This window comes from Tractidigestivibacter sp. (assembly GCF_050946515.1).
Classification (GTDB): Bacteria; Actinomycetota; Coriobacteriia; order Coriobacteriales; family Atopobiaceae; genus Tractidigestivibacter.
On record NZ_JBMNUX010000010.1, the window covers coordinates 63,013 to 87,587 of the forward strand.

The 24,575-nt window shown below is 61.8% G+C and carries 17 protein-coding genes; 14 read left to right on the forward strand and 3 right to left on the reverse strand.

Features of this window, described 5'->3' with window-relative positions:
- Nucleotides 1-56 precede the first annotated feature (56 nt).
- Nucleotides 57-1,316 (forward strand): DNA (cytosine-5-)-methyltransferase, encoded by a 1,260-nt coding sequence (gene dcm / locus ACOYJL_RS07365; RefSeq protein ID WP_433569568.1) that lies wholly within the window; start codon nucleotides 57-59, stop codon nucleotides 1,314-1,316.
- Between the two features lie 605 nt (nucleotides 1,317-1,921).
- On the opposite strand, the gene ACOYJL_RS07370 is transcribed toward dcm, so the two are convergent.
- Both ACOYJL_RS07370 and ACOYJL_RS07375 read right to left on the reverse strand, forming a co-directional pair.
- A complete protein-coding gene (locus tag ACOYJL_RS07370; RefSeq protein ID WP_433569569.1) occupies nucleotides 1,922-2,077 on the reverse strand; it encodes a hypothetical protein in 156 nt (51 codons plus the stop codon).
- Nucleotides 2,078-2,246: 169 nt separating this feature from the next.
- The gene (locus ACOYJL_RS07375) at nucleotides 2,247-2,660 is read right to left on the reverse strand and encodes a GlcG/HbpS family heme-binding protein (RefSeq protein ID WP_433569570.1); all 414 of its coding nucleotides are present in this window, start codon (nucleotides 2,658-2,660) and stop codon (nucleotides 2,247-2,249) included.
- Nucleotides 2,661-2,903: 243 nt separating this feature from the next.
- Between ACOYJL_RS07375 and ACOYJL_RS07380 the strand changes: the two genes are divergently transcribed.
- The 10 genes from ACOYJL_RS07380 to ACOYJL_RS07425 all read left to right on the forward strand — a co-directional run bounded on the left by ACOYJL_RS07380 (nucleotide 2,904) and on the right by ACOYJL_RS07425 (nucleotide 21,679).
- On the forward strand, nucleotides 2,904-3,299 hold the full coding sequence (locus tag ACOYJL_RS07380) for an AraC family transcriptional regulator N-terminal domain-containing protein (RefSeq protein WP_433569588.1): 396 nt from the start codon (nucleotides 2,904-2,906) through the stop codon (nucleotides 3,297-3,299).
- A 425-nt stretch (nucleotides 3,300-3,724) separates the two neighbouring features.
- A complete protein-coding gene (locus ACOYJL_RS07385; RefSeq protein ID WP_433569571.1) occupies nucleotides 3,725-7,225 on the forward strand; it encodes a helicase-related protein in 3,501 nt (1,166 codons plus the stop codon).
- Nucleotides 7,207-9,999, forward strand: coding sequence for a DUF1156 domain-containing protein (locus ACOYJL_RS07390; RefSeq protein ID WP_433569572.1), 2,793 nt, complete (start codon nucleotides 7,207-7,209; stop codon nucleotides 9,997-9,999). The genes ACOYJL_RS07385 and ACOYJL_RS07390 overlap by 19 nt, the downstream gene beginning before the upstream one ends.
- Before the next feature lie 18 nt (nucleotides 10,000-10,017).
- Nucleotides 10,018-13,398, forward strand: a complete 3,381-nt coding sequence (locus tag ACOYJL_RS07395) for a DUF499 domain-containing protein (protein WP_433569573.1) — start codon at nucleotides 10,018-10,020, stop codon at nucleotides 13,396-13,398.
- A gap of 80 nt (nucleotides 13,399-13,478) precedes the next feature.
- Nucleotides 13,479-15,572: a DUF262 domain-containing protein gene (locus ACOYJL_RS07400; protein ID WP_433569574.1), complete on the forward strand. Its 2,094-nt coding sequence runs from the start codon at nucleotides 13,479-13,481 to the stop codon at nucleotides 15,570-15,572.
- 136 nt (nucleotides 15,573-15,708) lie between these two features.
- On the forward strand, nucleotides 15,709-15,966 hold the full coding sequence (locus ACOYJL_RS07405) for a hypothetical protein (protein ID WP_433569575.1): 258 nt from the start codon (nucleotides 15,709-15,711) through the stop codon (nucleotides 15,964-15,966).
- Nucleotides 15,967-16,473: 507 nt separating this feature from the next.
- Nucleotides 16,474-17,604 (forward strand): aldo/keto reductase, encoded by a 1,131-nt coding sequence (locus ACOYJL_RS07410; protein ID WP_433569576.1) that lies wholly within the window; start codon nucleotides 16,474-16,476, stop codon nucleotides 17,602-17,604.
- Nucleotides 17,605-17,956: 352 nt separating this feature from the next.
- A complete protein-coding gene (locus ACOYJL_RS07415) occupies nucleotides 17,957-18,388 on the forward strand; it encodes a MarR family winged helix-turn-helix transcriptional regulator (RefSeq protein WP_433569577.1) in 432 nt (143 codons plus the stop codon).
- 92 nt (nucleotides 18,389-18,480) lie between these two features.
- Nucleotides 18,481-20,052, forward strand: a complete 1,572-nt coding sequence (locus tag ACOYJL_RS07420) for an FAD-dependent oxidoreductase (protein ID WP_433569578.1) — start codon at nucleotides 18,481-18,483, stop codon at nucleotides 20,050-20,052.
- Nucleotides 20,053-20,140: 88 nt separating this feature from the next.
- The gene (locus ACOYJL_RS07425) at nucleotides 20,141-21,679 is read left to right on the forward strand and encodes a [Fe-Fe] hydrogenase large subunit C-terminal domain-containing protein (RefSeq protein WP_433569579.1); all 1,539 of its coding nucleotides are present in this window, start codon (nucleotides 20,141-20,143) and stop codon (nucleotides 21,677-21,679) included.
- Between the two features lie 160 nt (nucleotides 21,680-21,839).
- Here the strand turns inward: ACOYJL_RS07425 and ACOYJL_RS07430 are convergent, their stop codons facing one another.
- On the reverse strand, nucleotides 21,840-22,679 hold the full coding sequence (locus tag ACOYJL_RS07430) for a patatin-like phospholipase family protein (protein ID WP_433569580.1): 840 nt from the start codon (nucleotides 22,677-22,679) through the stop codon (nucleotides 21,840-21,842).
- 144 nt (nucleotides 22,680-22,823) lie between these two features.
- Here ACOYJL_RS07430 and ACOYJL_RS07435 point away from each other — a divergent pair, with 144 nt between their 5' ends.
- The 3 genes from ACOYJL_RS07435 to ACOYJL_RS07445 are packed head-to-tail and all read left to right on the forward strand — an operon-like array spanning nucleotide 22,824 to nucleotide 24,319.
- Nucleotides 22,824-23,396 (forward strand): NAD-dependent epimerase/dehydratase family protein, encoded by a 573-nt coding sequence (locus tag ACOYJL_RS07435; RefSeq protein WP_433569581.1) that lies wholly within the window; start codon nucleotides 22,824-22,826, stop codon nucleotides 23,394-23,396.
- A complete protein-coding gene (locus tag ACOYJL_RS07440) occupies nucleotides 23,393-23,872 on the forward strand; it encodes an RrF2 family transcriptional regulator (RefSeq protein ID WP_433569582.1) in 480 nt (159 codons plus the stop codon). The genes ACOYJL_RS07435 and ACOYJL_RS07440 overlap by 4 nt, the downstream gene beginning before the upstream one ends.
- Nucleotides 23,873-23,875: 3 nt before the next feature.
- Nucleotides 23,876-24,319 carry an SRPBCC family protein gene (locus tag ACOYJL_RS07445; RefSeq protein ID WP_433569583.1) on the forward strand — a complete coding sequence of 148 codons (444 nt, stop codon included), beginning with the start codon at nucleotides 23,876-23,878 and terminating at the stop codon, nucleotides 24,317-24,319.
- Nucleotides 24,320-24,575 lie beyond the last annotated feature (256 nt).

A 24,575-nucleotide genomic window follows, 5' to 3' on the forward strand; every position in this document is an offset into this window, starting at 1 on the left:
ACGGATCGGCTACTATGATCGGCTAGGAAGTGTCCACAGGCAGCGATTGGAGAAACGTGGGCGAGATCAGGGTGGCCGAGCTCTTCGCGGGCGTCGGCGGTTTCAGGCTGGGCCTCGAGGGCTACAGCGACCAGGCGCGCGGCTGGGACCTCCCGGCGGCGGGTCCCTACAGGACGGTGTGGGCGAACCAGTGGGAGCCGGGCACCGACAGGCGCCAGTTCGCCGCGCGCTGCTACGAGGCTCGCTTCGGCGAGGGCTCGGTCGTCAACGAGGACATAGACGCGGTCCTAGACGAGTACGAGGCGGGGGAGCGCGAGATCCCCGACGTCGACATGGTGGTCGGCGGCTTCCCCTGCCAGGACTACTCGGTGGCCAGGCCGCTCTCCCAGGCCGCCGGCATCGAGGGCAAGAAGGGCGTCCTGTGGTGGGACATCTACCGCTTCCTGCGCATCCAGCTCGCGAAGTCGGAGGGCAACGCCCGCTACTGCATGTTCGAGAACGTCGACAGGCTTCTCAAGAGCCCCGCCAGGCAGCGCGGCCGCGACTTCGCGATCATCCTGTCGTGCCTGGCATCGCTCGGCTACTCGGTGGAGTGGCGGGTGGTCAACAGCGCCGAGTACGGCTTCCCCCAGAGGCGCAAGCGCGTGTACATCTACGCGGAGCGGGGCGCGTCCTGGGACGCTGATGGCCGACTGACCGATGGGGTCATGGCCAGGGCGTTCCCGATGGAGCCGCCAGAGGGAATCTCCCACGTCGAGATACCCGCCGACCCCTACGAGGCGACCCAGTCGTTCAACATCGGCGGGAGGACGTCCCCCTTCCTGGAGGCCGGCGTCATGGTCGGGAACGTGGCGTCCACATGCGCCGTGACCGAGCGCTACGGCGGCCCGAGGGCGACCCTGGGCGACGTGCTCGTCCCCGACTCGGAGGTGCCGCCCGAGTTCTACGTGCCCCCCGAGCAGGTGCCCAGGTGGGAGTACCTGAAGGGAGCGAAGAGGGAGAGGCGCGTCAACAAGGCCACCGGCTTCGAGTACAGCTACTCCGAGGGTGCGATGGCTTTCCCCGACCCCACCGACAGGCCCTCGAGGACCATCCTCACGGGGGAGGGCGGCACGGGGCCCTCCAGGTTCAAGCACGTGATCGCACGGCCGGACGGCAGGCTGCGCCGCCTCGTCCCCGACGAGCTCGACCAGCTCCAGGGCTTCCCGAGGGGATGGACCGACACCGGCATGACCGACGGGCAGCGGGCCTTCTGCATGGGCAACGCGCTCGTTGTCGGAATACCGCATCGTATTGGCAGGGCCATCCTCGAGTGACTCGCCCCATGTGCGAGCTCCCCCGCGCGTCAGGTGTTCCTGCGCACGGGGGACGGGAAGAGGTGCTTGTTCCCCGTGCTAGTGTTTTGGGCAAGGGAAGACGAGGAAGTCGCGCTCCGGGAACCGTGAGGCTCCCAGGGCGCCAGTCGGTGTAGGAGTCCAAGGACTTCTACACCGATTACAGGAGCTTGGGAGCAGAAGCCCCAAGGACTTCGGTACCGTCGCCGTGGCGCGAGCGGACCGTGCTAAGCACCCATCGCAACACCCGCGGGCTCGGTTGCCTCCACCAGCTCCATAAGGCACCTCGAGAGAAAGCACATCGCCGAATCGGCTTGCTCCTCGGACGCGTAGGTCAGGTCCAGGTTCCCCAGAATGGCGGCGATGCCCCTTCTCGGCGAGTGCTAGCTCGTCCATGTCGGGGGTCCCGTCGCCGTCGTAAATCCACGCCATCGTTCCCCAGCTCCAATCATGGATCTATGAGGATGCCGACATCATTGAAAGCGTTCCATTGACTGCCTGGGGTTTCGGTACCAAGGAGTTTTCTGAAGCTATACACGGCCTTGCTGTTACGAGAGGACGGAGTCCATCTCGTCCATGGCGGCCCTCTAGCTCTCCTCGAGCGCGATCGCGTAGACGTCGGGCGTCGTGCCCGCGTCGCGGTGCCCCATGAGCCCGGCCACCGTCATCGCGTCCACGTGGTTGGCGACCGCGAGCGTCGCGAAGGTGTGCCTGGGGTCGTGGAGGAGGAGACCTCGTCGCATGCCTCGCGCTCGCCATGGGGGTGAGGCACGTTATCGTCTAGGGCGCGATGCGGAAAATGAGATGACCCCACCACTGGGCGTAGCTGCCCAATGACGGGGCCTCCATTCATCCCCTCAGTTTGCCGAGGCCGCATTGTCTGCAGAGCGATTGCGGGAACGCAATCTGGCGTCACTCGCCCGAGGTCCGCACGGTCTCGTTGAACACCGCGACGACGTGCTCGGCTATCGCGCAGTCCTGCGCCTCGGTTCCCCCGCCGACGCCGATCCCCCCGACGATCTTCCCTCCCGAGAAGAGCGGGTAGCCTCCCGCCACGAGCGTGATGCGGGGGTCGTTCGCCTGGATGGCCATGAGCGGGCCTCCCTCCGCCGCTGCTGCCACTACGTTCTTCGTCTCGCATTGGGTGATGGCGGCAGTGTGGGCCTTGCAGGGAACGAGCGTGACGCTCAGCACCAGCGCATCGCCGTACCTGCGGTAGGCCCTCGGAAGCCCGCTGATGGCAAAGCTGATGTCGACGCCCAGCTCGACGCTCTTCTCCCTCGCGGCGGCGCATAGCTCGTCGCACAGCTCGTCTGTCAGAATCATCTTGAACGTGGTCCTCTCTGCTCGATTGCGATTCCGTCAATGCTGTCTGCTTTATACCGAGAGGGGCACGGTCCGCTTGCCTGTTTCTCCAAATGCGGGCTGGATTCCCCATGGGGCATTAAGATTTGCCCCGTAGGGTCTTGTCGCGATTGGGGGGTGCCCATGGAGCCTGCCGAGCTGGCGGAGAAGGTCAGGTCCCTCTGGCCCGCATGCGGCTCCCAGCCGTCGGGCGTTCCCACGCTGATGGTCCACCGCTTTTCGGGGAGGGACCTGGAGATGCCCAGTTCCCGGACCCCCTGCCTCTACCTCGTGGTCGGCGGTGCCCTTCGCCTGCACACCCCCTCCGGCATCATGGACTACGTGCCCGGGCAGTGCTCCGCGTCGTCGATTGACACTCCCGACCGGGGGTACGTCCTGGCTCCTTCGGGCTCCGGGGACTTCGTCGCGCTCTCCCTTGCGTTCACGCTCGGCGACTTCGCCTCGGTCATGACCGACCTCGACGAGAGGTCCTCCTCGTCGATACTCGAGTCGACCGTCCCCCAGGAGGAGATGGAGCTCGCGGATAGGTCGCTCGTAGAGACGTTCGCGAGGCTCGTGGACATCCCGTCGCCCTCCGTCGAAACCAAAGGTCGTCGGTGAAAGCCGGCGACCTTTTTTAGTTTCGGTGTCCTATTGGTGTCCTGCATTCGGGGCGCCTAGGCTCTTCCCCGGCATTATGAAAACCTTCTCCATGCTGCCGAACGTTCCGGTTTTTCAGCTCGGGGAAACTCTGACGAGACCGGGGCATGGGTTCCTGCGCCGTTCCCCAAAGTATCCATGCAGCTGAAGCGAGGGGTTTGATCCTAGTTGGGGCAGGGGCGCGTCCTTGTTCCCTCTTGACTGCCGTAGAAGAAAAAACGGTCTATCTGCTGGTCATGTTTTAGAACGCACTTTGCGTTTCCGTTAGAGCATCTCCGGTTTGCGGATTAGGGACTGCTATTCGCTTGATGATAAATGCCCATATTGTCAATTGTCTGCAATAATAGGCAAATGTTCTTTACCTGCTTTGTATAGAATGGTTTGCTTTGGACGCTAGCTCTATTAAGCCTGGGATGCACGTAAAGGGGATTCTTCCCGGAGAGGTGGTCGCCATTGTCGCGGTCACCTCCTCGGACAGCACTACCAATGTCGTCTACCAGCGCCAGGACGGGAGCTTCGATTCGGTCATACTCCTTGCCCAAGACATGGCACGAATCGATCCCATCACCTTTGGCAGCGAGCGGAAGTTCGATGGTGACGCTGCCTCGTTTCTGTTGGCTTCGGAGGCCATGCGTATCCGGTTCTCGTACGCCTTCGACAACAGACTTGCGATGCACACGTCCCTCATCGAGCCGCTCCCGCACCAGATAACGGCCGTCTACGAGGACATGCTCCCGCGGCAGCCCCTGCGCTTTCTCCTCGCAGACGATCCCGGCGCGGGCAAGACCATCATGGCTGGCCTCCTGATCAAGGAGCTCATGATCCGTGGCGAAGTGGAGAGGTGCCTGATCGTATGCCCGGGCGGGCTGGTACAGCAGTGGGTGGAGGACGAGCTTGGACCGAAGTTCGGGCTGGAGTTCAGGATGCTAACGAACGATGTCGTCGACTCCACCCGATCTGGCAACCCCTTCAGGGACATCCCGCTCATGGTCGCCTCGATGGACAAGCTCGCCCGCGACGAGCGTCTGAAGTCGATGCTCTCGGAGGTCGAATGGGACCTCGTTGTCGTTGATGAGGCCCACAAGATGGCAGCGCACAGGAACGGGCGGAAGGTCGACGCAACCCGTCGTTACCGCCTCGGGGAGCTGCTGAGAGACCATACCCGTAACCTCCTCCTCATGACAGCCACCCCCCACAACGGCAAAGAGGGGGACTTCCAGGAGTTCATGAAGCTCCTCGACCGCGACCGCTTCGAGGGTGGCTCCGAGGCGGGAGTGGTCAGGAACACCGACGGGCTCATGCGCCGCCTCCAGAAGGAGGAGCTCCTCACCTTCGACGGCAAGCCGCTCTTTCCAATACGGAAGGCGAGCACCCAGGCGTATACGCTGTCACCAGGCGAACAGGTCCTCTACGAGGACGTCTCTGACTACGTCCGCGAGGGTTTCAACCGCGCGGACAGAATCGTGAGGCAGGACCGGCGGAATGCCGTTGGGTTCGCGCTGACCTCGCTCCAAAGGAGGCTCGCATCATCCCCAATGGCCGCTTGGCGCTCCCTGGGGAGGCGCCGGAAGCGCCTCGAGGAGCTCGCAAGGGAGGTTCGGGACCACGGAACATACACTCCGGGAGGACGTTCCGGCTTGGACCGGGAAGACCTGTTCTGGGACGAGTGGGACGACGATGACATCGAGGACGCCCAGGACGACGAGACCATCGAGCTGGACGACGCGACCGCCTCGCGGACATACGAGGAGCTCGAGGCGGAGATAGCCGAGCTCAGGTCTCTGGAGGCCGAGGCCGCCGACGTCCTCCACAAGGGAGAGGACCGGAAGTGGGGCGAGCTCCTCGGCCTCCTCGAGAGTCCGCAGATGCGCGACGCAAACGGAAAGCGGGAAAAGCTCATCGTCTTCACCGAGTACGCCGACACGCTCGAATACCTCGAGGGGAGACTCGCAAGCTACCTTGGCTCCGCCGACCGCCTACGCACCATCAGGGGCGGCATGAACCGGGATCAGCGCCGTCAAGTCGAGGCGGACTTCAAGCAGAACGACGAGGTGAGCGTCCTCGTGGCCACAGATGCCGCAGGCGAGGGCATCAACCTACAGGTGTCACATATCCTCATCAACTACGATCTGCCCTGGAACCCGAATCGCATTGAGCAGCGCTTCGGCCGCATCCACCGTATCGGGCAGCGCCATACGTGCTACATGTACAACCTGGTGGCCGTGAACACCAGGGAGGGGGACGTCTGGAAGAGGCTCTTCGACAAGCTGGAGCAGGAGTCCGAGACGCTCCACGGAAGGGTTTTCGACGTGCTCGGCAAGGTGACGTATGACGACAAGACCCTCGCGGACCTTCTTCTCGAGGCGATCCGCGAGGACGAGACGCCCGAGCGCCAGCGCTACCTCGACACCGTAATCGACAGCTCGCTCGACACCGAGCGGCTCAGGAAGCTCATGGCCACCGACGTCCTCGCTACGGACACACTTGACGTCGAGGACGTGCGAAGGGTGCGTGCGGACATAGAGCGCGCGAACGCGATGCGCCTCCAGCCCCACTACATCCGAAGCTTCTTCGCCCGGGCGCTCGAAGACCTCGGTGGGCACCTCGCCTCAAACCGAGACGGCACCTGGCGCATCCGCAAGGTGCCGCTTGCCGTCAGGGTGAGCTCCTCGACCGGCGCCAGGCGCCCACTCGCGGAACGGTACGAGTCGCTCGCTTTCGACAAAGACGACGTGAAGGATCCCGGCAGGACCGACTTGGTGTGCGTGGGGCACCCTCTTCTCGACGCAGTCGTGGAGGAGACCCTTGCTAAGCATGGCAGCTCCCTCGAGAGGGGCTCGCTCCTCGTTGACGACGCAAACCGCACACTCGGGCCCCGGGAGCTCCTGACCTACCTTCTCACGCTCAAGGACGGCTGCGACAACGTCTGCGAGCGGCGCCTCTACTACGTGGAGGTAGAGAGGGGGCATGAGCCTGTCCTGTTCGGCAATGCGCCCTACATCGACTACAGGCCCCCGAAAGCGGATGAGAAGGAGGCGCTTGACACCGGGCGCCTGGACCCTCTCGAGCTCGCAGACGACGCGGAGAGCAAAGCCGAGAGGGCTCTCATGGACGGGCCCGTCAGTCACGACATTCGCGAGATATCCCGCAGGAGAAGCGAGAGGGTCGACCGCGTTGAGTGCGCGGTCCGCCTGAGGCTCAACCACGCAATCGCGGCCGCGAGCACCGACGAGCAACGCTGGGCGGAGCGTGCCAGGGGTGGTGACGAGGGAGCCCGACCCACCGCGGCCAACAAGCGGCGCGAGCTCGAATCGCTCAAAGCAAGGCGTGAGATCCGCCTGAGGGAGCTGGAGGGCGAACGCATGGTCCGGGCGAAGCCCCTCAAACTCGTATCGGCTGCCATCGTCATCCCCTCTAGGGCTTTCACAAGCAACGCACAGGATGCGAAAGACGCGTTCGAGGCGCGCAAGGCGTCCGAGGAGCGTGGCATGGACGCCGTCATGACCATCGAGAGGTGGCTCCGCAACTCCCCGAAGGACGTCTCCCGCTTCAACCTGGGCTGGGACGTCGAGTCGGACGTCGAGCACGCCGACGGTACGCGGGACAAGCGATTCATCGAGAGCAAGGGCGTCCGCGAGGACGCCGACACAGTGACGCTCTCGGCAAACGAGGTTCGGCAGGCGGCAGGCAACATGGACACCTTCGTCTTGGCGGTGACCAAGCCGTCTAAGCGGGGGACGAACACCACCTACTACTATGGGGCGATACGCGACGACTACAACCCGGCGCTCGACTCGTACCCGTTCAAGCTCAAGGCACTAGAGGGGCGGGCGACCACCTGCGAGACTTTTGACATCGAGGACGGAAAATGTACAAGAAGAAGCTGATAGAGACCTCCATCCCACTAGAGGACATCAACGCTCAGTCGGTACGCGAGAAGTCCATCCGAAAGGGGCATCCGTCGACCCTGCACCTTTGGTGGGCGAGGCGCCCGTTGGCTGCCGCTCGCTGTGTAATATTCGCCAGCATGGTGGACGACCCGTCTGGACATCCGGAGCTCTTCCCGACCGAGGATGAGCAGGACAGGGAGCGGGAACGGCTATTCGGAATCATTCGCCGACTCGCCGACTGGGACAACATCGAAGACTCGCGTCTCTACGATGAGGCCCGCAGGGAGATGCTGAAATATGCCCCCAACGGCAGACTGCCAGAGTTCCTGGACCCCTTCGCCGGTGGAGGGGCGCTGCCGCTGGAGGCACAGAGGTTGGGCCTCGTGTCCCACGCCGCGGACCTGAACCCCATCCCAGTGACGCTCAACCGCGCGATGATAGACATCCCCGCAAGGTTCTGCGGACATGATCCCGTAAACCCCGAGGCGAGGCGCCCGGGATATGGGGGCACGTGGACGAGGGCAAATGGCTTGGCAAGCGATGTCGAGTACTATGCGAATAGGATGCGTGATCTTGCCATCGAGCGGATAGGGAAGAATTATCCGAAGGTGAGAGTTTCCGACAGTTCCGATAAGAAGTTGGCGACTCCCATCGCATATATCTGGGCACGTACCGTGCCCTGCCCCAACCCTGCCTGCCATCATGAGACGCCACTTGTACGTTCGTTTTGGCTCTCCAAGAAGAAGGGTCATCGTGCTTATATCGAACCCCTGATTGATAACGATTCAATTCGATATACCGTGCATAGCGACCATGATGGGTGGAAAGACTTTACACATGTTGAAGAGGGGACAATCGGAAGACAGGGCGGCAGATGTCTGTTTTGCGGCTCCCCACTCTCACTAGATTATGTAAGGGCGGAAGGCCGTAGTCATCATCTCAAACGTCATCTGATGGCTATTGTTCTCGAAAACCCAGCTGGATCAGGGCGTTTGTATCGTTCTGCAACTTCAAATGACTCTCGAATTGCTGACGGGGTAGCATTGCCAACAAATGTCCCCATGGCGACCATCACTCATAATTCCCGGGACTTTAAGACCCCTAATTATGGGATGGCCAGGTTTGTGGACCTTTTCACAAACAGGCAGCTTACTGCCCTTGTCACCCTATCGGATCTCGTCAGCGAGATTCGTCCAATGATTGAGGAGGATGCCATCCGCGCGGGAATGCCAGACGACCATCGTGGACTTGCTACTGGTGGGGCTGGTGCTCACGCATATGCGGAGGCTGTCTCGGTCTATCTCGCCCTCATGGTGGACAAGGAGGCTGACTACTGTTCATCGATTTGTACCTGGCATAGCTCAAGAGAGCTAATCCGCAACGTCTTTTCTCGTCAAGCCATTCCTATGGCCTGGGACTACGCGGAGGTTAACCCCTTGTCAGAGTCCTCCGGCTCATTCGTCAGCATGATGCGGCAGGTCGTTGAGGCTATCAAGGCTCTCCCCGCCAGGCCGGAGTGCGATGCGGTGCAGCGCGATGCTGCGAAGACTGAGGGCATGTCCAATCTCCTTATATCAACAGATCCGCCCTATTACGACAACATCGACTATTCTGACCTTTCGGATTTTTTCTACATCTGGATGCGCAGGAGCCTAAAGTCCATTTGGCCCGAAACCTTCGGCACAGTACTGACCCCCAAGGCAGAAGAGCTAGTGGCGACACCATATCGCTTCGAGGGTGGAAAGGACGAAGCGAAGGCCTTCTTCGAGAACGGAATGCGCGAAACCTTCAAGCGGCTTGCCAAAGTCATGTCAGACGACTACCCAATGACCGTGTACTACGCCTACAAGCAATCAGAAACCACAGACGAGGGCCGTACTTCCTCAGGTTGGGAGACCATGCTCCAGGCGCTTATGGACGCCGGGCTGCAGATCACCGGAACCTGGCCGATTCGGACGGAGATGGGAAACCGTACCATCGCTAGCGGTTCTAACGCCCTCGCATCCTCCATCGTGCTGGTGTGCCGCAAACGGCCGGACGAGGCCCCTGTCGCATCGCGAACGGAGTTTATACGCGGGTTGCGGAAGAGCCTCCGCTCCGGCCTTGCCGACATGCAGGGCGGGTCGATAGCCCCGGTTGACCTCGCGCAGGCATCGATTGGCCCGGGCATGGCCGCCTTCTCGAGCTACTCAAAGGTCGTCGAGGCCGACGGCAGCGCCATGAGCGTGAGGACCGCACTCGGGCTGATCAACGACCAGCTCGACGCTCTCATGGGAGAGAGGGGGGAGGATCTGGACCGCGAAACCCGGTTCTGCCTTTCCTGGTACGAGCAGTACGGATTCGGTCCGGGGCCTTTCGGCGAAGCGGAGACCCTCCGCAACGCACGGGGCGCCTCGCTCGGGGACCTCGAGCATGCTGCCGTGCTCAGCATGGGCGGGGGCAAGGTAAAGCTCGTAAGACCTGGGCAAGAGGTTGACGTCCAGCAAGCTCGTCTTGCTCCATCGTGCTGGAGCGACCTCATGGCCGAGCTCACCGCCCTCGAGTCTAGGGACGGGATAGGGGGCGCCGCAAAGGTCGCCTCGCAGCTCGACGACGCGCGCGCCGCGAGGACGAAGTCGCTCGCCTACATCCTTTACCAGCTTGCGGAGCGCACCGGGCGAGGGGAGGACGCCCAGATGTTCAACGACTTCGTGACGTCGTGGGACGACCTGACGGAACGTGCGGATGGCCTGAGGCGGGCAATTCCCGTCCAGACGTCGTTCGATTTCTAATATTGACAGGAGCTCGTGATGAACACGAAACTGGACAACAACTCGCTGGTCGGCAAGGCGTTCGACCAGATGAGGCCCGCGCTCGGCGCCTTCATCATGCGGGAGATGATCCGCAACTACCATGACGCTTGGTGGACGGACGGGGTGCTGGGCCATCTCTACGAGGACCAGCGGAGGGACGTCACGGGCCTCGACTCCGCCGACGACACGGAGCGGATAGACTCGCTCGACATCCTCCTCATGATGCGCCTCATAGTCCAGTCGTGGAAGGACGTCTTCCGAGCGGTGCTGGACCGACGGTCGAGGTCGTGGGTGCGCGAGCTCATTGACACGCGCAACTCGTGGGCCCACAGAACCGGCGATGGCTTCTCGGACGAGGAGACGACTCGCGCACTCGACACAATGGCGCTCCTGATGGACCAGATAGACCCGGAGACCTCCGTCGCGATCAGGGACTACAGGCGCGCCGTCATGGAACGGCACGCGGTCACGGCCGAGCCGGTCCCCGGCGCCTTGAGCCCCGCCTCTTGGAGCGCCGTCGTGCCCTCAAGACCGACTGGGGGGGAGAAGTTAGCGGCGCTCAGGCCCTGGCGCAGCGTCGTTGCCCCCAAGGACGACGTCGCCCGAGGGGAGTTCAAGACGGCGGAGTTCGCGCTCGACCTCGCGACAGTTGCCAAGGGAGAGGCCGGCTTCGAGTACCAGGACCCCAAGGAATTCTTCTCGCGAACCTTCATCACCGAGGGCATGAGGTCGCTGCTCGTCAATGTCGTGAGGCGCGTGTCGCCTGACGTTGGCGGCGGGGATCCCATCATCGAGCTGAAGACTGCATTCGGGGGCGGCAAGACACACAGCATGCTCGCCGTGTACCACCTCATGAGGACCTCGAGGATAGCCCGCGAGCTCCCGGGCGTCGCGGACGTGATGGACACCGCCGGCGTGAGTCGGCTCCCTGATAAGGTCTATGTGGCGACGCTGGTTGGGACGGACCTGGACCCGTCATCCTCCAAGAACCCGCCCTTCCTCTCAGGGAAGGTGAACACCATCTGGGGCGAGATGGCCTACCAGCTCTGCCTCCAGAAGGGCGATCCGACCCCGTACGGCATCATCCGCTCGGCAGATTCCAAGGGAGTCGCCCCGGGCACCGACGCGCTCACCAGGTTCTTCAGAGAAATCGGTCCCTGCGTGATACTGATGGACGAGTTCGTCCCCTATGCGCGAAACCTCTATGGCAACGACAAGAAAAACCTTCCGGCGGGAACCTTCGATAGCGTGCTCGCCTTCGTGCAGCAGCTTACCGAGGCGGTTAAGCGCACCGACGACTGCGTGCTCATCGCCTCGCTCGCCGAGAGCGACCGCGAGCAGGGCGGCGAGGGCGGTAGGGAGGCGTTCGAGCGCGTCGAGCGCATCTTCGGCCGCGTCAACACGATCTGGCGCGCGGCGTCGAACGAGGAGGGCTTCGAGATCGTGAAGAAGCGGCTCTTCGGCACCTATGACGAGTCGCTCGCGGAGCCCGTCGCGGACGCGTTCATGTCCTACTATGCCGAGGCGCCGGACAAGTTCCCCGTGGAGTGCCGCGACGCGTCTTACAGGGACCGGATCCTTCGCTGCTACCCAGTTCACCCACAGCTCTTCGACAGGCTCTACGAGGACTGGAGCACCCTAGAAAACTTCCAGAGGACGCGCGGCGTCCTGAGGCTGATGGCTACCATCGTCCACAACCTATGGGAGGCGAACGACGCCGACCCGCTCATCATGCCCGGGTCGGTGGACTTCTCCGACTCCCGCATCGGCGAGGAGATCTTCCAGTACCTGGATCCGGCATGGAACGCAATAGTCGACACCGATGTCGACGGCAGCGGGTCCATTCCCGCAGCGATCGACCGCAACAACAGCCGGTTCTCACGGCCGATGGCTGCCAGGAGGGTGTCGAGGACCATATTCCTCGGAAGCGCGCCCTCCTCGAGGGGAGAGAGCCTGAGGGGACTTGATGCCTCCGACATCAGGCTCGGCGCCGCTGTTCCGGGCACGAACGTAACCATCTTCGACGACGCCCTCGCGAAGATGAGGGACGAGCTCAGCTATCTCTATACCACAGGGACGCGCTACTGGTACGACACGCACCCAACGCTCGAGAAGATGGCGAGGGACCGGGCGGCGAGTCAGGGCGAGGACGCCATCACTTCCCGCATAATCGAAATCGTAAGGAGTAGCGAGAGGGGTACCAGGGCCGGATTCCATTCGGTGCACTCCTGCCCGCAGTCAAGCGCGGAGGTACCTGACGAGCCGTTCCTCTCGCTCGTGATCCTTCCTCCCGACAAGACCCTCGGGCATGACCCTGATCGCTCGAAGGCAATCGCCTGGGCAGCCGACTGCCTGAGCATGTGCGGTGAAGCGATGCGTACCAACCGGAACATGCTCCTCTTCGTCGCCGCGGACGCCACGTCCATCCAAGACGCGCGCAGCGCCGTCCGGAGGGAACTCGCGTGGAAGAGCATCGAACGGGATTCCGACGCCATCGAGCTGACCCGCAGCGCCGTCGTGGACATGCGGGGGAAGCTGAGGAACGCCACCTCGCGCGCGACGCGAATGGTACTGGGGGCCTACAAGCACCTGGTATTCCCCATTCAGGATGCAAACAACCTGTCTGCCATCGATTGGGATAGCGCGACCATGGACGGGAGTGACGCTATATCGAAACGTGCGTGGAACCGTGCCAAAGCCGATGGGCTTGTCGCAGAGGCCTTCTCGCCATACATGCTCGAGCGTGACCTCGACGCAATTCTGCTCGGGGAAAGGGACAACATTCGGGTCTCGGAGCTGTGGGATGACTACTGCAGGTACTGCTACCTCCAGACCCTGACCTCCCAGGAGGTGCTCCAGACGTCTGTCGAGCAAGGAGTGCAGAGCAGGGACTACTTCGCGTATGCCGATGGCGTGGACGATGATGGCCGCTACCTTGGAATCAGGCTGGGCGAACGCCCGGTTGTTGACATGAGCAACGGGCTCGTCCTCTCCCGTGAGGTCGCACTGGAGCAGCTCGCATTCAACAAGCCCGGAGGCGGTGACTCCACCCCGAGCGACGACAAGGACAACCCAACCGGTGGCGGCGGCAATGTCGACACCAAGGAACCTGATAGCGAGGAGGCCAATAACCCCGAGCCCGAGAAACCCAAGGTGCGCGAGATTGAGATCGAGGCATCACTCGACCAATGGTCAGCCGGGTCGGAAGTCGGGACCATCGTCGAGGAGATTCTCCAAAGACTCTATGACCTCGAGGGATCCTCGGCATATCTGACACTGTCGGCGGAAGTCTACGTGCCTAACGGAATCGACGACACCACGCTGAGAATCGTCGACGAGAATGCGAAGACCTTAGGGGTGACCCTTAGAAAAAGGTAAATTTGCCCCAAATATGCTTGGCGTCTCTGCATATGGGGATGGTTTTCAGCTGGTCCATACGCAACCCATCTGGAGGTCTCATGCGAGGACAGGACGAGTTCCTCACCTATATCATCGAGGGGAAGCAGACAAGGTTCGTCATCCCCGTCTACCAGCGCAACTACGACTGGAAGATCGAGCAGTGCAAGCGGCTGTTCGACGACCTGGAGAGCGTGGCGACCACCGGTGCCGGGGAACACTTCTTCGGGAGCATCGTCTCGAAGAGGGAGGGCAACTCCCGCGTAGTCATCGACGGCCAGCAGCGAATCACAACGGTCTTCCTGGTCCTCGCCGCGCTGGTGGCCCGGCTCAGGGACGAGGGTAGTGACGTCACCTCGTCCGAGCCGAACAAGGCGGACTACATCGAGGGCCAGTTCCTCATCGACGCGTACCACCCAGGCGAGCAGAAGCTCCGGCTCAAGCTCGTCAAGAAGGACATGGCGGCTTTCTCGGCAATCATGTCCGGGGGCGAGGACCCACTCGTCGAGGGATCAAACGTCACAAGGAACTACAGGTACTTCCTAAGGCGGATAGACGGGATGGGGATCTCGGCGGACCAGCTCTTCGATGCCATCGAGCGCCTGAAGATTATCGACGTCCAGCTCGAGGAGCGCGACGACGCACAACGGGTCTTCGAGAGCCTCAACTCCACCGGCCTGGACCTCACCGAGGCAGACAAAATCCGCAACTTCATCCTAATGGACCTCTCCGAGGGGGACCAGGAGAGCTACTACGAGAAGTACTGGGTGCCGGTGGAGGAGAACGCCTCCGGGCAGGTGAGCGACTTCGTCCGCTACCACCTCGCTGCCGCGATGGGCAAGACGCCCGCGATGGGGCGCGTCTACCAGTCCTACGTCGACTACGCGAGGAAGAGATACTCCCTCCCAGAGTCAGGCCGGCTCGACACGAAGAGCATGCTCGACGACCTACTCCTCTCCTCGAGGCGCTTCAGGACGGCGTCTCTGCCCGACACCGGCTCCGAGCGGCTGGACTCCGTCCTCAGGCGGATCGGGCTACTCCAGATGAACGTGGTCCTGCCGTTCACGCTAAACCTGCTGTCGGCCCTGGACGCCGGCTCGATCGACGCCGACCAGGCGGCCGAGTGCCTAGAGGCGGTCGAGTCCTACCTGTTCAGGCGCTGGTCATGCGGAATCCCCACTAACGCACTCAACAAGGTCTTCGAGACCCTGCACGCCGACGCCATGCGCGGGGTCTCAGACGGTGCCTCCTACCCGGAGGCGGTAAGGTACTCGCTGCTGCATAAGACGGGGACGGGCAGGTTCCCCTCGGACCAGGAGTTCCTGGAGTCCATCGCCACCCGCGACTACTACCGGATCGGCAACAGGAAGCTCTACCTCTACGACAGGCTCGAGAACGGGGGCAGCAAGGAGAGGGTCGACGTCGTCGGCAACCTTCGGGACGATAGGTTCTCCGTGGAGCACATCATGCCCCAGACGCTCACCCGCTCCTGGAAGCAGACCCTCGGGGAGGATTGGGAGAGGATCCATGATACGTGGAAGGACCGCCTCGCGAACCTCACACTGACCGCCTACAACTCCGAGTACAGCAACAGGGACTTCAGGACGAAGCGCGACATGGAGAACGGCTTCAGGGACAGCGCCTTCAGGATCAACAGGTGGGTCTGCGAGCAGGAATCCTGGGGGGAGAGGGAACTGGAGGAGCGACAGCTGCTGCTCCAGAAGAGGTTCCTCGAGCTCTGGCCGATGATATCCTCCGACTACGTCCCGCACCGTGAGCTGCCGGACGAGGCGACCCTCGCCGACGAGACCGAGTTCACCAACAGGAGGATCGTCGCCTACTCCTTCCTGGGCGACCTCGTCCCCGTAAAGACCTGGAAGGAGATGGAGGTTGGCGTACTGAGGTCGCTGTCCGAGCTCGACCTGTCCCGCCTTTACTCAATCTCGCAGGAGACCTCCTACCCCGGGAGCGCGTTCGAGCATGATGAGGGGGACTGGTACGCCAAGGTTTGTGACGGGATATTCGTCAATACAAGAACAAGTACCTCATCAAAGGTCGAACTCCTGAGGAGGCTTCTCGACATCTTCGGCATCGACAGAGAAGAGCTCACTATACGGATGGCACCTATAGACAAACTGGAGGTCCCGGAGGACTGACGTGGACATTCTCCCTCTGTGCGCGCGAGGCGTTCCTACACATGGAGGGAGCAGCTGAGAGAGGCTTTTCCTTTCGTGAGGGGTCTCGCTCCTCTTGTCCTAGGGCTCTATTTCCCCACGACCAGACGCCGATGAGATGGTGAAGATCGGTCTTGCCCTCGCCGACGATGACGATAGCAACGACGTCGGCACGGATTGCGGCGTACTAGAGGCAGGCGCGGCGCTTGGCGTGGATGGCGCCGGGGTCGACGTCGAGCGAGGGCGTTGCGTCGCCCGAGCCTATATCGCGCGAGACACGCACTGCCGCGAGCAAGACCCTATCGCCCTCGTAGGCTACGACGTTGGTCCCGGTCCTCTGGTCTCCTCGTCGGTGGCGTCGTGGTCCCTGTGGTAGGTGCCCGCGGACGATGTGGAGCCCCTCCTTCCGAACTTTCTCTGGGGTTGACTTTAGGATACTGCTCTCGGTTATGGTGACCTCTCTAGTACGTGGGGGAGCGTGGAAGTCGCGACTAGGAGCCTGGCGAAATTCTCGTTACTAGAAATGTCTGACATTCACAGGTGCCGGATCTAGGAAACGACGAGGAGGATGAGCTGCTGGTGGATTCATCGGGCAACGGTTTCGCATCGCAGCTGTTTCCGTCGACTGAAGGAGCGCGCCATCCGCACTCGTCGCGATGCCGCGCCCTCCGGACGCTCCGGCGGAGGCAGGCCATGCAGGAGATGACCAAAAATGTGGGGTCGCATGTGCCGCAAGCGTGGCATATATCCATCATTCCGCAAGCATCGTCCATCGACAGCGCCTTCGCCACGTCATACGGTCGAGCTGTGAAGGCAGCGCTGGTTGGCGAACAAGCTCGTAAGCGCGCGGGTGCAGGAGCGGGCTTCGACGGAAGGATTCATCATGACGCAGGGAACACTAGGGTTCGGATGCATGAGGCTGCCGGTGCGCGACGGCGTGTACGACGACATCGACCTAGACCTGTTCGAGAGAATGGTCGACCTGTTCCTGGAACGCGGGTACACCTACTTCGACACGAGCTACGTGTACCACAACGGCAAGAGCGAGAATGCCTTGCGCAAGGCTCTGGTCGAGCGCCATCCGCGCGACTCGTTCACCGTGGCCACGAAGCTCCCGACGTGGCTCGTGGACAGCGAGGAGGCTCCGAAGAGGTACTTCGACGAGCAGCGCGCCAAGCTGGGCGTGGACTACGTCGACTACTACCTGCTGCACACGCTGCGCGTGGGGCTCTATGACAGCGCCATGGTGCCCTTCCACGTGTTCGAGGCCATGCAGGCAGAAAAGGAGGCCGGCCGCATCAGGAACCTCGGCTTCTCGTTCCACGACGACCCAGCCACGCTCGACCGCATCCTCACCGACCATCCCGAGGTCGACTTCGTGCAGATCATCCTCAACTACTACGACTGGGACTCCCTCTGGATCAACTCGCGCGAATGCTACGAGACCATCCGCAAGCACGGGAAGAAGGTCGTGGTCATGGAGCCGGTAAAGGGCGGTCTGTTGGCCGACCCGCCGGCACCGAGGGCTTTGGCGAAGATGCGCGCGATGCATCCCGACTGGTCGCCGGCGTCGTGGGCCATACGCTTCGCCGCTGGGATGGACGGCGTGCTCGTGGTGCTCTCGGGCATGTCGACGTTGGAGCAGGTCGAGGACAACACCGCGTCCATGCGGCAGGCGAGGCCCCTCACTAACGAGGAGCGCGACCTTTGCTTCGAGTGCGCGCGCGAGGTCCGCGAGAGCGGCCCTGTGGGCACGGCGGACTTCGGCCGCTTTGCGGGCATCGGAGGCAGGGGCAACCTGGCAGCCGGCATGGCCGACGCCTATAACAGCAGCGTCATCCAGAGCTCGAGGGGGCTCTTCGCTGCCGAGCAGAACTACTACCGCAACCAGCTCATCCACGCGGGACTGCCCGAGAGGCCGTGGCTTCCCGACGTCGTGAGGGACGCCGAGGGAAACGACGTCACCGAGCTCATGAAGAATGCCGAAGACTGGCTGCTCGGGCACATGATCTGACGAACCACGCCTCCCCGCCATTGTCGGAGGCTTGTCGGCCCTGTATCGCGGGGATGAAGAAAATTATTTGCCTGCATCATTTCGATCGCCTTCACGAGAGTCCGACCGACACGACATTATCCATAGGCCCATGCTGGGCTTCTTGCCATCCTCGAACGCGGGTGTCTGACTCAGAGTGCCCGACGCGGCGGCGATGCCTCTCTCGGCGAGTGGCGCCTCGTCCAAATCGAAAGTTCCGCCCATCCACGACATCCGTTCGGGCACAAGCCGATGACTCTCGCTACCGACGGTTGACTTTCCGATGGTGGCTCACTACATTAATAGCATGCTATATATACGAAGGTGAGGGAAGATGGAGTCGCAGTCCTCAGAGTGTGGAATGCTGATAAAGCAGATCAACGACCGTGTGTCCCGGCTCTTCAACAACCAGGTGCGAGACGCCGACCTCACACTGTCGCAGATCCGGTATCTCACCTTCCTCTACGAGCACGGCGGCTCGCTGGTGCCGTTCAGGGAGATCCAGGAGCACTTCGGGGTCTCCCAGCCGACGGTGACTGGCATACTCAAGCGCCTCATGGTCAAGAGGCTTGTCTTCTCCGAGACCGGGGCCGAGGGTGGTCGCTCCAAGAGCTACGGTCTTACGCAAAAGGGCGTCATGCAGCTCAAAAGCGCTGAGGCTGCGCGCAATGCCCAGGAGGAGCAGCTCCTGTCTCCACTCAGCGAAGCAGAGAGGGCAGCATTTCAGGACATGCTCACCCGTATTCTCGACAATCTTCGGGAGTAGTGCGCCTTCCGTGGTTGTCGGTCTTTTTTTGTATCTATACATAGCATGCTATGTATATGGATCTGTAAGCCTATGAGAACAGGAGAGAGGAAATGGAAGAGAACTTCGACCTTACGACGGACATCTTGGTAATCGGGGCAGGCGGCTCGGGGCTGCCCGCGGCGCTCTCCGCGGTCGAGCACGGAGCGAAGAGCGTAATGGTTGTCGACCGACGGAAGGTCGTCGGGGGCACTGGGGCAATCATCGGGCACATGTTCGCCGTGGAGAGCGAGCCTATGAAGCGCGAGGGGATAACGACGACCTGTGACGACGTCTACCGCCGCCACATGGAGAGCGCGCACTGGGCCTGCGATGCGCGCCTCGCCCGCAACTTCATCAACGAGTCGGCCCACATGATCTCCTGGCTCGAGAGCAAGGACGGCATCAAGTTCAACCACATCTCCGCCACGTCCGGCACCAGGTACAAAACCTCGCATGCCATCCGCGAGGGGAACAACATTCCGGTGACGGGGCGCGTCATCGCGGACGTACTCGCGCGCGAGTGCAGGAAGGCGGGCGTGCAGTTCCTCATGGGCACGCGCGTCAGGAGCCTTATCAAGGACGGCGAGACGAAGGTGGTCGGAGTCGTCGCGACGCAGAAGAAGCGCGAGCTGCGCATTGGGGCCAAGGCGGTGATCATCTGCACGGGGTCCATCACGGCCAATGCAGAGCTGCGCAAGAAGTTCTATCCCGAGAAGAACTTCGAGAAGACCGAGATCACCGCATCCCACCCTTGGTGCAACGGCGATGGCTACCTTATGGCAAAGGAGGCCGGCGCGCTTGGTGACCCGCTCATGACCACGCTCTACATTGGGCCCTACATTACGGGCCATATGGTCGGGCAGATGATCCTTAGCCGTCCCTACATCTACCTCCTCAACATCTACGGTAAGCGCTTCGTGAACGAGGACCTCATGATCACGAACGACGACCACTCGATGATCGGCTCCGCGCTCGACCGCCAGCCCAAGCACGCCTGCTTCGGCATCATGGACACGGCGTCCCTGCGCGAGATGGTCTCCCGCCACGAGGTCCTGTCCAACTTCGAGGGCATGTTCGGTCAGGGCGTCGACGACGACATCTACAACAAGGCGGCCGACCAGCGCGTCGACACGCTCATCTCCGACGAGTCGAACGCCAAGAACGGCGCGGCGTGGCTCGACACGCTCGAGGAGACGCTCGACGGGCTCGCCTCCGACGGCTCCGGCATCGTCTGCAAGACCGACTCCCTGGACGAGGCGGCCGACTTCATGGGCTGCGACCACCAGGTCCTGAAGGACCAGATTGCGCGCATCAACGACTACTACGAGAAGGGCTACGACGCCGAGTTCCTGAAGGACAAGCGCTTCCTGTTCCCCGTCTCCACGCCTCCTTACTACGTGATCAAGAGCGACGAGATCTTCCTTGACTCCATCTTCGGCGGCATCCGGATTGACGACCAGATGCGCGTTATCCACGAGAGCGCGCAGCCATTCGAGGGGCTTTACGCGGCGGGCATCGGCGTCTCCGGTTTCATTGGCTCTCATGGTCTTGGCGCCCTCGACGGCACGGCGTACGGCTCGTCTGTCTACTCGGGTTATACGGCCGGGAAGAACTCTGCTGCGTACGTCAACGAGGAGAAGTAACTGCTAGCGAACATCCCTTGCGCACGACTGGCCCGCCAAGGGATTTGCGGGGCGGACCAGCCTGGTGCGCGGGGTTCGGAGGGTAGCCATGGGGATACTGATTGACCGTGAGCTTTGCGAAGACTGTGGGGAGTGCGTGCCGCACTGCTCGCACCACGCGCTGAGGATGGAGGGCGGCGTACTGAGGGTAGACAACTCGCTCTGCGTCGACTGCGCCATCTGCACCGACTACTGCCCCAACGACGCCATGGACCTGACGGACAACGTCGTCGGCGACCTGCTGGAGCAGGACCAGAGCCCGGCGGCTGCCCACCCCATGCCCAAGACCGAAAGAAAGCGCGTCAGGATGGGGGAGGACAATCCCTGCGTCGTCCGTCTTGACGGCTGCACCGAATGCGGGGGCTGCATCAAGACCTGCGCGGAACGCGTCCACAAGGTGGGCGACCCCGACTTCGACGTCTGCCTGGGCTGTGGCCAGTGTATCCAGACCTGTCCGGAGCACGTCCTGCGACCGAGGAACGACATCCCCAAGGTGCTCGAGGCGCTGTCGTCGGACAGGACCTGCGTCGCCTTCACCGCCCCCGGGACCCGCGTTGCCCTCGGCGACTCCTTCGGAGGGACGCCTGGCGAGAACGTCGAGGGCAAGCTCGTCTCGGCCCTTCGCGAGATGGGCTTCGACTACGTGCTCGACCTGACCTTCGGTGCCGACGTGACCGTGGTGGAGGAGGCCTCCGAGCTCGTCTCCCGGCTTAGAGACCCGAGCGCTGGCCCCCTTCCCCTGATTACGAGCTGCTGCCCGGCGTGGGTGCGCTACTGCGAGCTGTTCTATCCCGACATTCTTGCTCACGTGTCGAGTTGCAAGAGCCCTATGGGGATGGAGGGCGCGCTCATCGACGCGTACCTCGCCCCGCGGCTCGGCCTGGACCCCGACCGGCTCTTCACGGTGGCCATCGCCCCCTGCACGGCGAAGAAGGGTGAGATTACGCAGTCCGAAATTACTGGCGTGGACGCCGTCATCACCATCCGGGAGCTCTCCGAGCACATCGCGAAGTCCATGGACTTCGCGAGCCTGGGGGATGGGCGCTTCGACGAGCCCATGGGGACGGGTTCCGGCGCCGGCGCGATATTCGGGAACACCGGCGGCGTCATGGAGGCGGCTCTGAGGACGGCGAGCTATCTCGTGACGGGGGAGGAGCTCGCCGAAGGGGCCTGCGATGCGCTCAGGGGCCTAGACGACGTCAAGGAGCTGGCCCTTCCCCTCGGCGACAGGGTCGTTCGCGTCGCCGTCATCGATGGGATGAGCAATGCCATCTCCGTCCTCGACTCCATTCGCGAGGGGGCGTGCGACTACGACTTCATCGAGATTATGAACTGCTGGGGAGGCTGCGTCGGCGGCGGCGGGCAGCCCCCGCTGTCCGAGGAGGACGAGTTCTACGTGAAGAAGCGCCGAATCGATGGACTCTACAAGAAGGACTCGGGTCTCTCCTGCAGGTCCGCGCATAACAATCCTGAGCTGAAGACCCTCTACGACAGTTTCCTCGGCAAGCCCCTCGGGACGCGTGCAGAAGAGCTGCTTCATCGCAGCTACAAAGATCGCAGCAAAGAGCTCGCCCAGCGGCGGTCCTAGCGTTATGGGACGCGCGGGGCCGTGCCTCGCCGCCCTCGAGCGCGCTAGAGTCCTGTTGAGGATCCCTCGCGGCGACCTTCGCTTACCTTTAATCAGGCGCTCGCAAGCCCTTCCAGGGGCTAGGCCGCCAGCGTTTGCTCAACTGGAACATCATCAAAACTCACCCGCGAATAAAGTCGAATGCGTCCTCGGCGTCGCGCCAGCCATTCTCGTAAAGCCTCCGGATGGGCTCAGGATCTTTGCTCAAGGTCTTCATGTTGGCAATCGAGTCGGGTGCGACAATCTTGACCGTGCCCTCCTTCTCCAGCTTATGGCAAAGGGCGAGCTCCCGGTTGTACACTTCGGCCCTTTTGGCGAGGGTGTCGCCCGCCTTGGGATACTTCCGCTTGAGCATCTTTGCCGGCTTGTCGTCGCCTCCGACGGTGCGGAAGGCGTCCTTGGGCCTTGTCAGGACGACGACGACCCGGTCGCACCCATCGCGCAGCGCCTTCTCCACCGGAATCGGATCTGACATTCCGCCGTCAAAGTACAGCCCGCCGCGCCATGCATAAGGCTTGTTTATCACCGGAATGTTGGAGCTTGCCTTGAGCGCGCCAAAGTCGTCCTGAGCCATGTCCCTGCCGTCGAAATAGACGGGAAGGCCGGTCTTGGCATCGGTCGCCACGATCCACCATGTGCAGCCAGAGCTCAGAATGGCGTCAAAGTCCAAGGGATTCTCTCCGCCCTTGTTGGTGATGGTTCCATAGATGTACTCCACGTCGACCATGCTTCCCTTGCAAAAGAGGTTGTGGACGCTGATGGCTTCCCTCCTCAGGTTGTACTCGGTGTAGAACTTGACGTTTCTTCCGAGCTGCCCGGCAAAGTAGGAGGCCAGGTTGGCGCTGCCTGCCGAAACCCCGACGCCATAGGAAATGTGTATGCCTTCGTTGAGGAAGCGGTCCATGACGCCGCAGCCATAGCTGCCCCTGTTGCCGCCGCCCACGTCTACCAATCCGACCAATGCTGCTCCTCTCTGCGCATGCACATCCTCGCACGTCCGTTTGTGGAGCGTGCTCCAAACTTCAAATTTAGATTGACAAAAATTATCCTAGGACACATTATAGCAACGGTTCGAAAAAACAGACAGGCAAAGAAAGGCGCATCTATGTATACGGTCGTTATGCTCGGCGGAAATGGGTACCTGGGAAGAAACGTTACGGAGAAGTGGCTGGCCAAAGACCCCGAGGCAAGGTTCGTCGTGGTCTCGCGCTCTGGCAAGAACCAACTGCAAGACGAGAGGATCACGAACGTCAAGGCAGACTGCTCGAGCCTGGATTCCGTCAAAAGTGTCCTTCCCGAGAAGGTGGACTACATAGTCGACTTCGTGGGGCGTCCGGAGAAGGACCCGGAGGAGTTCCGGAAGGTCAACGACCAGCCCGCCGACGTGATGCTTCAGATTGCAAAGGAGAAGAACGTCAAGGCAATGGGCATGATTGGCGGCGTCCTTGGCGACAAGTCCTTCGTCGAGGGCAAGAAGCGCATAATCGAGAAGCTGAAGGCGAGCGGCATCCGCACGGAGTACGTCAACCCGACGCTCGTCTACGGAAACGGCAGGAAGGACTCCATGACGAAGATGGTGCCGCTCCTGAAGTTCCTGGGGATCTTCTCGAAGAAAATGAGGCCAGTCGACGTGAACGACGTGGCCAACGAGCTAGTAGGAAAGATGGTAAGGAAATGAGAATCAGCAGCAGGTTTGAGCAGGGAGTCTACGTCGTCATCATCCTCGCTCTCGAGAAGGACCATGCGCCCGTGAAGAGCGGCACGATGAGTCGCCTGCTTGATGTCTCGGACTCTTACCTCAAGAAAATATTGATGAAGCTCTCGCATAGCGGCCTTGTCTGCTCCAGCGCAAACAAGCGCGGCGGCTACACGCTCTCTCGGGGCGCCGACCAGATTAGCCTGAAGGATGTCTTCCTTGCGCTAGACGAGGGGGAGGACTTCTTCGTGCAGTCCGATTACGCAAAGAGGCTTTTTCCTCATCAAGCGCACGTGAAGGAGAGCACCGACAAGATTGTTCAGGCAATCGACGAGGGCCTTGATGACTTCTACAGCAGGTTGGACGAGCTGAAGATCTCAGACCTTCTGGAAGACGGGGCGTGGCAGAACGGCGCGCTTGACTGGGAGGCAAGGCTCCTCGAACTGAAGGGGAAATAGCGTATGTCCGCAAATCGTGTGCAGGCGACGGGCGAGATACGAGGAGATCTGGAGACGGTCTTCCAGTGGTTCTACCACTCTGAGAACTTTACGAAATCGCCGATTGTCTTCAGGTCGAGGTGGAGACCGGGAAGCACCTGGTGGGTGCCTGGATCAGTTCGCGACATAAACATGATTGCGGGATGGTACCAGGAGGAGATAACGGATGTGTCTGAAAACGGGTACATCCGGTATCGTGTGAACAAGTCGTGGCCCAACGTGAGGCAAGACTTTACGGAAATACGATTTGAGAAGACCGCGACGGGGACGGTGCGGGTGGTCTGGACGATTGAAATCGAGGTCCCTGGAAGGCTTGGCCCAGCGCTCGCGGGACCGGCGGGCAAGATGGCGCGCACGCTTTACGGCACCATCATCAGCGCTGGTAAGAAGCAGATTGAGCGGTCATGACCATCCTGGACACTTTCGAGAAACGTGGAGGCTGAGCCCATGAGTCGCACGGAGATTCTGCTAGAGACGGAGCAGTTCGAGGACTTTGGCGGATGGGTCTTGGAATCGCAGTTCGTCGACGAGATGGGGTCTGAACTGGCTGAGATCCTTCGACACGAACGAGCGTTGGCTAGCGAAAGCCCATGCCTGATGGTGTCCCTATCGTAGTCCTTCTCATCTAGGCTGCCCTCTGGTTGATGCCTGTGTAGTACCAGTC

Excerpts from the sequence above, each read along its gene's own strand:
- ACOYJL_RS07440 (WP_433569582.1), top strand. The coding sequence starts at position 23,393 with ATGAGAATCAGCAGCAGGTTTGAGCAGGGAGTCTACGTCGTCATCATC.
- ACOYJL_RS07380 (WP_433569588.1), top strand. The coding sequence starts at position 2,904 with ATGGTCCACCGCTTTTCGGGGAGGGACCTGGAGATGCCCAGTTCCCGG.
- ACOYJL_RS07435 (WP_433569581.1), top strand. The coding sequence starts at position 22,824 with ATGTATACGGTCGTTATGCTCGGCGGAAATGGGTACCTGGGAAGAAAC.
- ACOYJL_RS07420 (WP_433569578.1), top strand. The coding sequence starts at position 18,481 with ATGGAAGAGAACTTCGACCTTACGACGGACATCTTGGTAATCGGGGCA.
- ACOYJL_RS07395 (WP_433569573.1), top strand. The coding sequence starts at position 10,018 with ATGAACACGAAACTGGACAACAACTCGCTGGTCGGCAAGGCGTTCGAC.
- ACOYJL_RS07405 (WP_433569575.1), top strand. The coding sequence starts at position 15,709 with ATGGTGAAGATCGGTCTTGCCCTCGCCGACGATGACGATAGCAACGAC.
- ACOYJL_RS07370 (WP_433569569.1), bottom strand. The coding sequence starts at position 2,077 with ATGCGACGAGGTCTCCTCCTCCACGACCCCAGGCACACCTTCGCGACG.
- ACOYJL_RS07445 (WP_433569583.1), top strand. The coding sequence starts at position 23,876 with ATGTCCGCAAATCGTGTGCAGGCGACGGGCGAGATACGAGGAGATCTG.
- ACOYJL_RS07400 (WP_433569574.1), top strand. The coding sequence starts at position 13,479 with ATGCGAGGACAGGACGAGTTCCTCACCTATATCATCGAGGGGAAGCAG.
- ACOYJL_RS07375 (WP_433569570.1), bottom strand. The coding sequence starts at position 2,660 with ATGATTCTGACAGACGAGCTGTGCGACGAGCTATGCGCCGCCGCGAGG.
- ACOYJL_RS07415 (WP_433569577.1), top strand. The coding sequence starts at position 17,957 with ATGGAGTCGCAGTCCTCAGAGTGTGGAATGCTGATAAAGCAGATCAAC.
- ACOYJL_RS07410 (WP_433569576.1), top strand. The coding sequence starts at position 16,474 with ATGACGCAGGGAACACTAGGGTTCGGATGCATGAGGCTGCCGGTGCGC.
- ACOYJL_RS07425 (WP_433569579.1), top strand. The coding sequence starts at position 20,141 with ATGGGGATACTGATTGACCGTGAGCTTTGCGAAGACTGTGGGGAGTGC.
- ACOYJL_RS07390 (WP_433569572.1), top strand. The coding sequence starts at position 7,207 with ATGTACAAGAAGAAGCTGATAGAGACCTCCATCCCACTAGAGGACATC.